A 14,810-nucleotide genomic window follows, 5' to 3' on the forward strand; every position below is an offset into this window, starting at 1 on the left:
ATCCGCACAGCGCGGCGCGGTGTGATTGCCTATGCGGCAGCATCCGCGCGCCGCCGCGGCTTTACGGCAGACGCTGCAGCGCCGCGGCCTGTGTGACGTAGTCGGCCACCAGATGCGCTTCCATGGGTTTGGCGAGCAGATACCCCTGCGCCTCATCGCATCCCCAGCTCCGCAGCAAGGCAATCTCATCGGCATGCTCGATGCCCTCGGCCACGGTGCGATAGCCCAATGCGTTGGCCAGGCGCACCACCGCTTCTGCGCGCATCTGCATGCCGGTTTTGGTGGCGATGCCGGTCACCAGCGACCGGTCCAGCTTGAGCACATTGACCGGCAACTCGGTGAGATAGCCGAAGTTGCTATAGCCGGTGCCGAAATCGTCGATGGCCACGCTCACGCCTGCATCGCGCAACGCGCGCAGCCGCGGGACCGCTTCGACATTGCTGCGCAGCCAGCGGCCTTCGGTGATTTCCAGTTCGATGCAAGTGGTGGGAATCGCCAGGTCCTTGCAGCGGTTGATGACATCCGCTGCCAGATTGATGTTGCCGAAATCGCGCGAGGACAGGTTGATAGAGATGGAAACATCCAAGCCCTGGGCACGCCATTTCGCCAGCTGGACCAACGCGCTTTCGATCACCCAATTGGTGACCGTGCACATCAATGCGGTTTTTTCGAAGAGCGGGATGAACTCGTCGGGACCGATCGGGCCGAGACTGGTGTGATGCCAGCGCAGCAATGCTTCGAAGCCGGTCACCGAGAGGTCTTCAAGATTGATGCGCGGCTGGAACACCAGCCGGAAATCGCCGGCTTTCAGGGCCTGTTCGGCATCCAGCGCCAGGCGGTAGGAGCGTTGGATCGCATCGTCGTGCGACGCGCTGTACCAACACACGATGGCATGGTTGTTGATGGCATCGCCCAGCGCCACCAGGCCCTTGCGCATCACATCGTTGGTGTCCGGCTGCTGCGGGGCGAAGCGCACCACCCCGGCATGAAAGGTCAGCGACATCGGTACGCCAGCGGCATCCACCGGCTTGTGCAACATATCGCGCAGATCCAGCAGCAGGTCTTCCATCTCATCCGGCGCGGAGTTGAGCAGAAAGAACGCAAAGCGCATCGAGGCCACGTGGTAGACGGTGGCCTTGCCGCGCAGGGCGCGCGTCAATACGTAGCTGGCGTGGCGAACCAGCTCTTCCAACGGCTGCATGCCCAGCGCCTGGCGCGCCTCGTTGGCGGCCTGGGTGTCGTAGACCTCGATGAATGCAGCAATGGTGGGCACGCTATGGCTACCGAAGGCGAGGGCGTCCAGATCCGACTGCAGCTGACGCGTATTGAGCAAGCCGCTGTGCGGCTCGCGTCGGCCCGCACCGAACTGCAATTCCAGCTGTGCGGCAGCCACGTTGGCGAACATCAGCAGTTGCTGATGCTCCTGGCTTGCCAGCCGCCGCTCACGCGTGTCGATCACGCACAGGGTGCCGGAAATTCCCGTCTGCGGCGCACCCACGGGCACGCAGGCGATGAAGCGCGCGGGCAAGCCGGGGAAGGCAGCATCGCCGAGTTGCATTTGCGCAAGCGCTGCATGCTCGATCAACTCGATCACGCCATTGGGCGCTGGCGGTACCTGCTGGCACAGCTCCATGGCCTGCCTGACATGACTGCTGCTGATGCCACGTGCTGCCAGCACACGCAGGCGCCCGCCCTCGGTGATGGTCAGCGCAGCAGCCGGTGCAACCAGGGCGTGGCAAAGCAATCGTGCGATTTGTTCAAGCGGCTCCATGCCGCCCAGGTCGATCGGCACCCCTGACCAGTCGAAGTGGCGATCCTGCGGTTTGTCGTCCGGGGCAAGCGTCATGGCATCGGGTTCCGTGTCGAAGATCACACTGCACCGCTACTAGAAACAAACCGAGGTCATCGATAGGTGACGGAATCTACCAATTGCGCATCAGGCCGATCAACTGCTGGGTTGTTGCAAACGTCGAGCGGCCTAGCAGTCCCGACAATAACCGCTGCTGTGGCGCTCGCGATATACAAATACCGTACTCGGCCGGTCGATGTCGACTACAAGCTGGTCTTACCCTCTAAAACAAACTCATAAACTGATTGGAGCCCTTGTTCGATGATGTGCGGGCCTTTGCGATGCGGCAATTTTCATTGAAGACGATTGGTTATAAGGCAAGGCGCCTAATTAGTTTAATCCTGTAGAACCCTGCTTCAGGATTCGGGCTCATCTAATCGCCGTCGATAAAAACGTCAAATTAAGCTGTCGTAGCGTGCATTTGCCGCGGACGGTGTAAGTCGTTACAGATGAGGCTGCAAGAACCCACATTTAGCGGACGCGAGCAAGCCAGCGCACAGATTTGGCCTTTGTCATGGATGAGATTGGAGTTAGTGATATTCGGCACAGTTTCAGGTGTATTGAATCGCCTATTAATTTAGTGGCGCAGTGATTTGAGAGTGGTATTAACTCCGTTGCGCCCTGCAAGTGCTGTCAGCAGCCACTCGCCATGATGCGTCGAGGCGGCCTGGCTGCTTAAACCGGCTCTACCGTTATTCCAATCCGTCTTTTGAGGCGCGTGCATGGGTGCGCGCCGGTCTCTGCTCGGCAAACAGGGGGAATCAAATGAATCGTGCATTTGCGTTGGTCTGGAACGCAGCCATCGGCAATTGGGTAGTGACGCATGAATTGGTGCGTCGGCGTCGCAAGCCTGGCTCTACCCGTCATCAATTGCCGGCCCTGTTGGTCCTCGCGGCGGGGGCCGCCGCACCGATGGTGGCCTGGGGCGCATGCACGCCGGCCATCCCAGCGGCGGGCGCAACGGTCACCTGCTCGGGTACGCCGGTCACCAGTAACAGCTTTTCCAGTAGCGCCAACAACCTAACCGTGAATGTCGCCTCCGGCAGCCAGATGACCGCAGGTTTGTTGGGCGGCACCGCCATCGCCCTGAGCGGTACCAATTCCACACTCAACAACGCCGGCACCATCGACCCTTCCGTGCTTGGGCTGCTCTCGGTATTGAGCAGCGGCGTGACCATGGGCAATGCCAGCTCCACCGCCGTCACCGTCAACAATCTTGCCAGCGGCACGCTCTATGGCACCGGCGGCGTGCTCGGCGCCAATCTGCTCAATCTCGACGGCATGGCGCTGGGGCTGACGTCGGCCAACAACGGAACGGTGCAGATCAATAACGCCGGCGTGATCGATAGTCGCCCGTTGCTGGGGTTGTCAATCCTCGGGTCGGACACGCCGGTGATCGCGGTGTCCGGTGGAGGCACCGTCAACGCGGTCAATACCGGCACCATCAACGGACGGGTGGGCTTTCAGAGTTCGGCCACTGGCAACACGTTCGTCAACTCAGGCACCATCAACGGCAGTGTTTCGATGGGGGCGGGCAGCACCAACAGCTTCACTGCCGTCACCGGTGGCAGCGTCAACAGCGGGGGAGGGCTCGCCCTGGAATTGCTCGGCCCGGGCGGTTTGCTGAGATTCGCGCAAACCGGTGTGGTGGATGGAGGCCTGGGCGGAAACAACACGTTGATCCTGCAGAATTCTGCGGTCGGTACCGGCAGCGGCAGCACCGGCACCGGGACGTTGAGCACCGCGCAATACATCAACTTCGGCAATTTGCGTGTCAATAGCGGCACCTGGTCGGTGGGCGGGGCGAGCAACTTCGCCAACAGCGCGCTCAACGGCGGTGTGCTGCAGTTCGCCAATCCTGCGCAGTTGGGCACCACCATCACCGCCAACGGCGGCACGCTCGAAGCCACGGCTGCCGGTCTGACCCTTGCACCGACCAATGGCATTGCGCTTGGCGCGGGCGGCCTGACCGTGCAGGGGACCAATAACCTGACCGTGGGCAGCGCAATCACCGGCACCGGTGGATTGACCAAGACCGGCACCGGCGGACTGGCGCTGACCGGTACCAGCACGTTCAGCGGCGGCGTCAATCTGCTCAATGGCGCATTGACGGTGGGCGCCAACAGCGCCTTGGGCACCGGCACGGTCACTGCATCCGGCGGCAGCGTATTGGCAGGTGCCGCAGTGAACCTGACCAATGCGTTTTCGTTGAGCAACACGGTTGGTATTGGCGGCGCAAACACACTGCGAATCGGAGGGACGATCAGTGGTACGGGGGCGCTCAACAAGATCGGCGCCGGCACGCTGACCTTGGGCGGCAGCAATACCTACAGCGGCGGCACCACGCTGGGTGCGGGCAGCGTGCTGCTGGAGACCTCCGGTGCGCTTGGCACTGCCACGGTCACTGCGGCAGGCGGTTTGCTGGATACCACTGCACCGCTGACCCTGACCAACAACTTTGCGCTCACCAATACGCTGGGCCTGGGTACCAGCGGCAACGCGTTGACCTTGAGCGGCACGCTGGCCGGCGTTGGCGGTGTCAATAAACTGGGCACCGGGACGCTTTCACTCAGCGGCAGCAATACCTACAGCGGTGGCACCACGCTGGCAGCGGGCACGCTGCAACTGGGTGCCGCGTCCGCGCTGGGCACGGGTGCATTGAATGTCACCGGCGCATCCAGTCTGAGCACCACTGCACCATTGACGGTGGCCAATGGCATCAGCCTGGCTGCGCCGTTGAACTGGATCGGCACACAAGCGCTCACGCTCAGCGGTGCCATCAACGGTGCCGGCAGTTTGATCAAGAGCGGCACCGGCGATCTCACACTGACCAATGCCAACACCTACACCGGCGGCACCACGCTCAGCACCGGGCGACTGGTGGTCGGTTCGAATGCGGCCCTGGGCACCGGCACGCTCACCGCCAGCGGTGGTGAGCTCGATGCCACCGCAGCGTCCACGCTGGGCAACGCGATTGCGCTGACCGGAACCTTGGGCATCGGCAGTAGCGGCAATGCGTTGAATCTCACCGGCACCATCAGTGGCGCCGGCGCGTTGAACAAACTTGGTGGCGGGACGCTGACGTTGGGTGGTCTGAATACCTACACCGGCGGCACCAGCCTCAACGCCGGCACCTTGCAGGTGGCCAGCGGCAACGCACTGGGCACCGGGACGTTGAATGTCGCTGGCTCTGCGACCTTGCAAAACACCGCCGCTGCCACGCTGAGCAACGCAGTGACGCTGAGCACCGGCGCGCTGACCCTCAATGGCGCGCAAGCGCTGACCCTGGGCGGCACCATCAGCGGTGCCGGCAGCCTGGTCAAGGCCGGCGGCGATCTCACGCTAACCGGCAACAACACGTATAGCGGTGGTACCTCGCTCAATGCCGGCAAGCTCACGGTGGGCAGCAATACCGCGCTGGGTAGCGGAGCCTTGACCGCAGCGGCCGGCACGACGTTGGACAGCGCAGCAGCGAGCACGCTGGCCAATGCAATTGCGCTGGCAGGGCAGCTCACTGTGGCTGGCAGCAACGCACTCACGCTGACCGGGGGCATCAGTGGCGCCGGCAGCCTGGACAAACTCGGCCCTGCCAGCTTGACCCTCAGCGGCAACAACACCTATCTGGGCGGCACCCGCCTGACGGCCGGCAGCCTGATCCTGGGCAGCGATAGCGCGCTCGGGGCGGGCAGCCTGAGCGTGAGTGGCGGCCTGCTCGATAGCACCGCTGCACGCGTGGTGGCCAACAACGTGGTGCTGGATGCAGATCTGCAACTTGGCGGCAACCAGGACCTCACCCTCAATGGCGGCATCAGCGGCGCCGGTGGCCTGATCAAAGACGGCGCAGCAGCGCTGACACTGACCGGCGCCAATACCTTCAACGGCGGCGTGGATCTCAACGCGGGAAGCTTGTCGGTCGGCAGCGGCGCGGCGCTGGGCAGCGGTGTGTTGACCGCAGCCGGAGGCACGCAACTGCAGGCCACCACGGCCACCACGCTTGGAAATGCGGTGGTGCTCAATGGTGCGTTGTCGTTGACCGGCAACAACAACCTGGGCTTGAGCGGTACCGTGAGCGGTGCCGGCAGCCTGGTCAAGCAAGGCAGCGGAGCGCTCACGCTCAACGGAACCAACAGTTACACCGGTGGCACCTTGTTGAACGACGGTGCCGTGGTCGTTGGCAGCAATACCGCGCTCGGTAGCGGCGCACTCGCTGCTGCCAACGGCACGCGGCTCACCGCTGCTTCTGCGGTGACCTTGCAGAACGCGCTCACCACCAATGGTGCGCTGACGATCGATGGACAAAACCTCACGCTCGATGGCGTCATCGATGGCGCCGGCAGCCTGATCAAGACCGGCGCACAAACGCTCACCCTCAACGGCAACAACACCTGGAGCGGTGGGCTGCAATTGCAGAGCGGTTCGTTGCTGGTTGGCAGCAACACGGCATTGGGCGCAGGTACCTTGACTGCCGCAGGCGGTACCACGCTGGATGCAAGCACCGCCGTGGCGCTGGGCAATGCAGTCGCCTTGAATGGCACGCTGACCCTGGCTGGCACGCAGGAGATTGCGCTCGACGGCGTCGTCAGCGGCATCGGTGGCATCGACAAGCAGGGCAGCGCCACGCTGACGTTGAGCAACGCCAATACCTTCAGTGGCGGCGTTGCGCTGGATGCGGGCAGGCTGGTGCTCGGGAACAATGCCGCGCTTGGCGTAGGTGACATGCTGGTCAACGGCGCTGCCGAACTGGATGCCACGGCCGCGTTGACGGTAGGCAACAACCTCGCGTTGAACGATCAACTGACGCTGGTGGGCAGCAACGACCTGGCCTTGAACGGCAGCATCAGCGGCACCGGCAACCTGGTCAAGAACGGCACCACCACACTGTCGCTCACGGCCGGCAACAGCTACAGCGGCGGCACCAGCCTGACCGCGGGCACGATTGCGGTGGGCGCCGACAATGCACTCGGCACCGGCAGCCTGTCGGTGCTCGGCAATTCGGTCTTGAGCAATGCCCTTGCCGTGGCGCTAGGCAACGACATCGCGCTGGGCGCCGCGCTCACCGTGGATAACGCCGCAGACATGTTGGCCAGCGGTGCCATCAGCGGCAGCGGAAGCCTGATCAAGACCGGCCTCGGCACGCTGACCTTGAGCGGCAACAACAGCTACACCGGCCCGCTGGCGATCCAGGCCGGTACCGTGGTGGCCAGCACCGCGGCCTCACTGGGCAACGCCAGCGCTGTCGATGTGGCGGCAGGCGCGCTGTTGAATCTGACCAATGGCGGGCTGATCAACGCGCTCAGCGGTGCGGGCGGTGTCGATACCGAAACCGGCGCCACACTCCAGCTGGGCGGCGGCGATTTCGCCGGCAGCCTGGGCGGTGGCGGCAACATGGACAAGGTGGGGACCGGCACCGTGCGTCTGCTCGGTACCAGTGCGATCGGTGGCAGCACGCAGGTCAGTGCGGGCACGCTCGATGTGGTCGGCAGTCTCGGCACCAGCGCCTTGAACGTGGCATCGGGCGGCACACTGACCGGCACCGGCGCCGCCGGCAATGTGGGTGCGGCGGTCACCGTCAGCGATGGCGGCAGGCTCGCACTCACCAGCGGTGCGTCGTTGAGCGTGGGTGCGTTGACGCTCGCGCCAGGCGCATTCGTCGATGTGGCGTTGGGTGCGCCAAGCGCAACTGGCTTGCTGGCCGTCAATGGCGATCTCACCCTGGACGGTACGCTCAACATCACCGATCTCGGCGGCTTCGGCACCGGCGTGTATCGCTTGATCGACTACACCGGCGCGCTCACCAACAACGGCATGCTGATCGGCCTGTTTCCGGGCAGCGTGGACATCAGCCAGCTCGCCCTGCAGACCGCCATCGGCCAGCAACTCAATCTGGTGGTCACCGCGCCGGGCAGCATCGTGCAATTCTGGGACGGTGTGCAGACCACGGCCAATGGCACTGTGGATGGCGGCGCCGGCACCTGGGGTGCGGCCACCAACTGGACCGGCCAGGACGGTAGCGCCAACAGCACCTGGCAAGGCGACTTCGCAGTGTTTTCCGGTACGGCAGGCACGGTGGGCGTGCAGGGCACGCAGGACATCGGCGGCCTGCAGTTCGTGACCGATGGATATCAGCTGAGCGATGCCGGCGCGGGCGCACTGGCAGTGACCGACCCGTTGACTGCCATCCGCGTCGACCCGGGTGCCACGGCGAGCATCGATGTGGCCATCACCGGCACCGGCGGCGTGCAGAAGCTCGATACCGGCACGCTGGTGCTGAGTGGTCCCAACACCTACACCGGTGGCACTGCGCTGGGCGGCGGTAGCCTGGTGTTGGGCAATGCACAAGCGCTGGGCAGCGGCACGCTGACCGCCGCAGCGGGCACCACGCTCGATACCAACCAAGCGTTGGCGCTCGGCAACGCGGTGGTGCTCGATGGTGCGTTGACGCTGCCTGGCAGCAACGACCTGACATTGGCCGGCGCCATCAGCGGTGCCGGCAGCTTGATCAAGAACGGCACCTCCACGCTGACGCTGGACGGCAGCAACGGCTACCTCGGCGGCAGCGTGTTGAATGCCGGCACCCTGGCAGTGGGCAGCAACACCGCACTCGGCACAGGCAGCCTGTCGGTGCTGGGCGATGCGACCTTGAGCAATGCCATTGCCTTGGCCCTGGGCAACAACGTCAACCTGGGCGCCAACCTGACCATCGCCAGTGCAGACGATCTGGCGTTGACCGGCGTGCTCAGTGGTGCGGGCGCGCTGACCAAGACGGGCCTGGGCACCTTGACCTTGTCGGGCAGCAACCTGTTCAGTGGTCCGGTGTCGGTGCAGGGCGGCGTGCTGGCCACCTCCGCCACCGGCACGTTGGGGACGACCGCCAGCGTGGATGTTGCGGCAGGGGCAGGGCTCTCGCTCGGCAGCAATACCGCGTTGAGCAGCGTCACCGGCCTTGGCAATGTGGCGATCCAGGGTGGCAGCACCTTGCAACTGGGCGTGGGCAACGTCAGCAGCACGTTTGCAGGTGCGTTGAACGATGCCGGCAATCTGGAAAAGGTCGGCACCGGCACCGTACAACTCTCCGGCACCAGCGCGATCGGCGGCACCACACAGATCACGGCAGGCACGCTGGATGTAGATGGCACGCTGGGCAGTGCCGGTGGCGTCACCGTGGGCACCGGCGGCACGCTGAGCGGCAGCGGCGTGGTCGATGCCGCGGTCACGGTGAATGACGGTGGCCGCCTGGTGGTGACCAGCGGTGCGCTGCTGACCACCGGCAGCCTGAGCATGGCGTCCAATGCCACGCTCGATGCGTTGCTGGGAATCCCCAGCCAGACCGGGGTGCTTGCGGTCAACGGCGACCTCACGCTGGATGGCACGCTCAACATCACCGACATCGGCGGCTTCGGCACTGGCGTGTATCGCCTGATCGATTACACCGGCACGCTGACCAACAATGGCATGGGTTTTGGCACAATGCCGGGCACGGTCGACCCCGCCCAGCTCACGCTGCAGACCTCGCTGGCGCAGCAGGTCAATGTGGTGTTGTTGGCGTCCGGTAGCAACGTGCAGTTCTGGGATGGCGCGCAGACCGTCGCCAACGGCAGCGCCGATGGCGGGACTGGCACATGGACTGCCGGTTCCACCAATTGGACGTCGGTCGATGGGCTGACCAACAGCGATTGGCAGAACAGCTTTGCGGTCTTCGCAGGCACCGCCGGCAACGTAGGCGTGCAGGGCACCCAGGGCATCACCGGCATGCAATTCATCACCGATGGCTATGTGCTGAGCGATGCAGGCGGTGGCGCATTGAGCGCCAACGCAGCGAACACCATCATCCGTGTCGATCCGGGCGTGACCGGCACCATCGATGTCGCCATCGGCGGCACCGGCACGCTGCAAAAGCTCGACACCGGCACGCTGGTGCTGACTGCTGCCAACACCTACACCGGCGGCACCGCGCTCGGCGGCGGCACCCTGGTGTTGGGCAATGCGCAAGCGCTGGGCACCGGCACGCTCACTGCCGCAGCGGGCACCACGCTCGATACCAATCAAGCATTGGCGCTCGGCAATGCGGTGGTGCTCGATGGCGCGCTGACGCTGCCGGGCAGCAACGATCTGGCATTGACCGGTGCGATCAGCGGTGCAAGCAGTTTGATCAAGAACGGCACGTCCACCCTCACGCTCAGCGGCAACAACAGCTATGCCGGCGGCACGACGCTCAGCGATGGCACGCTGGCGGTGGCCAGCAATACCGCCCTGGGCAGCGGCACCTTGTCGGTCACCGGCGATTCGGTGCTGAGCAATGCGGTTGCCGCGGCATTGGGCAACGCGGTCACGCTGGGCGCGGCGCTTACCGTCGACAACCCGGCCGACCTCACGCTTACCGGCAACATCAGCGGTAGCGGGAGCTTGATCAAGACCAACACCGGCGTGCTGACGCTCGGCGGCAGCAATACCTACAGCGGTGGCATCACGGTCGCTGCCGGCACGCTGGTGGGAGATGGCGCAAGCCTGCAAGGCGCCATCGTCGACAACGCAACCCTGGCGTTCAATCAGGTGGCCGATGGCGTGTTTACCGGTTCGATCACCGGCACCGGTACGGTGATCAAGGAGGGCGCCGGCGCATTGCGGCTCAACGGCGCCAATGGCTACACCGGTGGCACCACCATTGCGGCCGGCACCCTGATCGGCGATACCGCCAGCTTGCAGGGCGATATCACCAACAATGCAGCGTTGGTGTTCGACCAGATCACCGGTGGCGTGTATGCCGGCGCGGTCAGCGGGAGCGGCTCGCTGGAAAAGACCGGCAGCGGCGTGCTGCAATTGCTTGGCGCCAACACCTATACCGGCGGCACCGTCATCAGCGCCGGCAGCCTGGTCGGCAACACCACCAGCGTGCAGGGCGATGTGGTCGACAACGCGACCTTGGTCTTCGATCAGGCCAGCGACGGCGCGTTCGCCGGGGTGGTCAGCGGCACCGGTAGCGTGATCAAGCAAGGTGCCGGCGCGTTGACTTTGGTGGCGCCCAACACCTACAGCGGCGGCACCACCATCGCCAGCGGTAGCTTGATCGGCACCACCGACAGCCTGCAGGGCAACATTGTCGACAACGCCGTGCTGGTGTTCGACCAGGCAACCGATGGGACCTACGCTGGCAACGTCACCGGCAGCGGCGTGCTGGTCAAGAATGGCACCGGTGCGCTCACCCTGGATGGCGTCAACGGCTACCTGGGCGGTACCACCGTCAACGCGGGCACGCTGGTTGGCAACACCGCCAGCCTGCAGGGCGACATCACCAACAACAGCACGCTGACCTTCCTGCAAACCAGTGCCGGCAGCTACGCAGGCAGGTTGTTCGGGCTCGGTCGCTTCATCAAGCTGGGAACCGGCACGCTATTGCTCACCGCCAACAGCAGCAGCTTCACCGGCCCGACCGAGGTCAATGCCGGCACCCTGAGTGTCGGCAACCTGGCCAACCCCGGCGCGGCACTGGGCGGGCCGGTCACGGTGGGTCCGGGCGGCACGCTCACCGGCAGCGGCAGTGTAGGCAGCCTGGTGTCGTCGGGCACGGTCGCCATCGGTGGTGCCGGTGGCACCATCAGCGTCGGCGGCACTGCCACGTTTGCACCAGGCTCCACGTTGCAGGTAACGCCCGGCGCGGGCGGTGTGGTGACGCCGGTGACGGTGGGCGGTGCAGCCACGGTAGCAAGCGGCACCACCCTGGAGTTGGTGCGTGCGACCGATATGCCGCTGTTTACGGAGATTCCGTTGATCAGCGCCGGCGGCGGTCTCACCGGGCAGTTCACCAACGTCGTCTCCGACTACGCGTTTATCGAGCCGAACGTGAACACCACCGCCACTGCGTTGTCGGTGACGTTCGGGCGCAATACGGTGGGCATGGTGGATGCGGTCACCACGCCTAACCAGCAATCCACGGCGGCAGCGGTGGACGGATTGCCGAACACCAGCCCGATCTATCAGGCCGTGGTGCGTTTGCCCGACGACCCGGAAGCGGTGCGCACCGCGTTCGCCTCGTTGTCGGGCGAAAGCCATGCCAGCACGGCTACCGCCATGCTGGACAGCCGCTTCCTCAACAGCGGCATCGGCAACCATCTGCGTGGCGACAGCCAGGACACGCTGGTCGGCGACACCATGGTGTGGATCACCGGGCGCAGCCTGCCCACCCGTGTCGATGGCGATGCCAATGCGGTGTCGGTACGCCGCGAGGACAACGGGGTGATGGCCGGTGCGGAACGCCGCTTGGGCGAACGCAGCGTGGTGGGCATTGCGGTCGGCAACCAGGATATCGAGAGCTGGTCGCGCGAATGGGGCGACCGTGCCGATGTGGATGGCACGCATGCCGGCGTGTATGGCCGCGCAGACTGGTCTGCGTTCTCGCTGCAGGGCGCGGTGGATTACGCCAGCTACAGCGTCGACAGCACACGCCGGGTGATGTTGCCCGACGTGCTCGCAGAGCGCCTGGTCAGCCGCTACGACGCCACCGCGGTCACGGTGTCGCTGGAAGCGGCCTGGAATCTGCGCACCGAGGGCGCCGTGTACAGCCCGTTCATTGCGGCCGATTACACCCGCCTGAAGACCGACGGCTTTACCGAACGCGGCGGCATTTCCGCGCTGTCGGTGGACAGCGCCAGCGACACCTTCAGTACCGCCACGCTGGGTATGCGTGGTCACTGGGACCTCGGCCAACAGGCGGCGTTGTATGCGTCGGCAGGCTGGCGGCATGCCTTCGGCGACCGTTCGGTGCAGCGCTCGGCCGGCTTCATCGGCACCGCCTCGGAGTTCTCGGTGCAAAGCGTCACCCTGGCCAAGAACGCGGCCATTGGCGAGCTGGGCGTGAGCCTGATCACCTCGCCACGCAGCCGGCTGGCACTGTCGCTGCAAGGCCTCAGCGGCGACGGGCAGACGGCGTACGGTGGCCAGGTGACCTGGGGAGTGAGCTTCTGAGCCTTGTCTTGCGGCTTGCTTGACACTGGAATGCAAGAACGCCCCGGATGCCGGGGCGTTCTTTTTTGCCTGCGGTTCTGTGTCGGTCGCGCGCGTCGCACGGTGCGCACGCAAGCGTTCGTGTGCGTTGCGGCGATCAGCTCAGTGCATGGCCGAAGACGCGCTGCGCGCGTGCCGCTGCATGGCGCGCTGCCATCCCAAAGCACGCATGCCGTCACGATGGCTGGATGCCCGCCGATGGTGCGTACGCTGTCATGCAGTACAGCACGCCAACAACGGTCACATCGCGCGCATCACAGCCCGATGCGTTCGGCCAGCCGCACCAGTTCGGCCAGCGATCCGGCCTGCATCTTGCGCATGGCCTGGCCACGCCGCACTTTCACGGTGATCTCGCTCAGGTGCAAGCGCGCGGCAATCTGCTTGTTCAACAGGCCTTGCACCACCAGTCGCGTGACATCCTGCTCGCCGCTGGTCAGCGACTCCCAACGAGCGCGCAAGGCTGCGGCCACCGCCTCGCTTTGGCGGCGCGCACGGTCGCGGCGGATGCCGTCCTGAATCGCATCCAGCAGGGCCTGATCGCGAAATGGTTTGGTCAGGAATTCGATCGCGCCGTTCTTCATCGCCTCCACGCTCATCGCGATATCGCCATGACCGGTGATGAAGATGGTGGGCAGGGCAACGCCGGATTCGACCATGCGCCGATGGAACTCCATCCCGCTCTGGCCCGGCATGCGAATGTCCAGCACCAGGCAGGCGGGTACCTCGTGCAACCGATGCGCAAGGAATTGATCGGTGGAACCGAACGCGTAGACCTGCAAGCCGACCGAGGCGAACAGATCTTCCAGTGCAGCGCGCATCGAGGCATCGTCGTCGATGAGATATACCACCGGGGCCAGATCGCTCATTGCCTGCGCTCCGTCGCGACCAGGGGCAGACGCAGGCCGAAGCGCGCGCCGCGTACACCAGCCGGCTCGGCCCAGATCTGTCCGCCATTGGCTTCCATGATGGTGCGGCTGATGCTCAAGCCGATGCCCATGCCATCGTCCTTGGTGCTCCAGAACGCTTCGAACACATGCGCCAGTGCGTCGTCGGACAAACCTGGGCCGGTGTCGTCGATGCACAGGCATGCCCACGTTCCATCGGTGTGCGAGCGTACGTGGATGCTGCGCGCCTCGTCCGGCAGGGTGGTCAGTGCCTCCATTGCGTTGAGCAACAGATTGCCGATGACCTGCTGGATCTGTACGCCATCGGCCAGCACCGCGGGCAGGGCAGGGTCCAGCTCCAGCGACAGCGCGATGCCATGGCGCTCGGTTTCGCCGCGGGTGAGCGCGATCATGTCGAGCACGGTGCGGTTTAGATCCAGCCGCTGGCGTTGGCTGGCTTCGCCACGCGCCAGTGCCCGCATGCGCGCGATGATGGCGCTGGCGCGGCCGGCGTCGGCGAGCATGCGCTCCAGTGCGGCATCGGCCTTGGCCAGGTTGGGCGGTTGCTGCGCCAACCAGCGCTGGCAGGCATTGCCGCTGGTCACGATGGCGGCCAAGGGTTGATTGACTTCGTGCGCGATCGATGCGGCCAGCCCGCCCATGCTGCCACTGCGTGTAAGCCGCAACAGCCGTGCCTGTGCGGCATGTGCGCTGGCTTTTGCCGCTTCCATCTGTACCGCCAGGTACGTGGTGACCGCCACCACCACCGCGCTGATGCAGGAGTTGATCACGCCCACGCGGTAGCTGCCGGCCGGGGTGAGATGGAAGCTGAGCACGATCAGCGCCAGACAAGTGGCAGCCAATGCGACTACGCCTGCGCGTGTGAGCAGGCGTACCGACAGCAGCACCACCAACGTATAGAACAAGGCTGCCGCCACCGCGTAGTCGGTGACGGTATCGGCCACGAAGATCGCCGCCATGCCGGCCACCAGCCCGACCATGCCAAGCAGGTCGGTACGCGTGGGTGGGGAGCGGAAGAGAGAGGTCATGCGCATGGCGGCGATTGTCTCAGCAGGCGG

4 protein-coding genes are annotated in these 14,810 nt (G+C 65.0%); 1 reads left to right on the plus strand and 3 read right to left on the minus strand.

Annotated features, from left to right (window positions below):
• Nucleotides 1–61: 61 nt before the first annotated feature.
• Nucleotides 62–1,873, minus strand: coding sequence for an EAL domain-containing protein (locus tag ACCQ03_RS07440; protein ID WP_057679400.1), 1,812 nt, complete (start codon nt 1,871–1,873; stop codon nt 62–64).
• Between the two features lie 741 nt (nt 1,874–2,614).
• On the opposite strand from ACCQ03_RS07440, the gene ACCQ03_RS07445 reads away from it, so the two are divergent.
• Nucleotides 2,615–12,808: an autotransporter-associated beta strand repeat-containing protein gene (locus ACCQ03_RS07445; RefSeq protein WP_209226904.1), complete on the plus strand. Its 10,194-nt coding sequence runs from the start codon at nt 2,615–2,617 to the stop codon at nt 12,806–12,808.
• A 293-nt stretch (nt 12,809–13,101) separates the two neighbouring features.
• Here ACCQ03_RS07445 and ACCQ03_RS07450 read toward each other — a convergent pair whose 3' ends face one another.
• The gene (locus ACCQ03_RS07450; protein WP_057679337.1) at nt 13,102–13,713 is read right to left on the minus strand and encodes a response regulator transcription factor; all 612 of its coding nucleotides are present in this window, start codon (nt 13,711–13,713) and stop codon (nt 13,102–13,104) included.
• Complete coding sequence (locus ACCQ03_RS07455; RefSeq protein ID WP_150147621.1) at nt 13,710–14,732, minus strand: sensor histidine kinase; 1,023 nt, start codon at nt 14,730–14,732, stop codon at nt 13,710–13,712. The genes ACCQ03_RS07450 and ACCQ03_RS07455 overlap by 4 nt, the downstream gene beginning before the upstream one ends.
• Nucleotides 14,733–14,810 lie beyond the last annotated feature (78 nt).

Origin of the sequence: Xanthomonas sp. NCPPB 3569 (assembly GCF_041475645.2) — a bacterium.
In the GTDB taxonomy this organism is placed as follows: domain Bacteria; phylum Pseudomonadota; class Gammaproteobacteria; order Xanthomonadales; family Xanthomonadaceae; genus Xanthomonas; species Xanthomonas phaseoli.

Coding starts and splice junctions, on each gene's coding strand:
- ACCQ03_RS07445 (WP_209226904.1), top strand. CDS start 2,615: ATGAATCGTGCATTTGCGTTGGTCTGGAACGCAGCCATCGGCAATTGG.
- ACCQ03_RS07450 (WP_057679337.1), bottom strand. CDS start 13,713: ATGAGCGATCTGGCCCCGGTGGTATATCTCATCGACGACGATGCCTCG.
- ACCQ03_RS07455 (WP_150147621.1), bottom strand. CDS start 14,732: ATGGTCGGGCTGGTGGCCGGCATGGCGGCGATCTTCGTGGCCGATACC.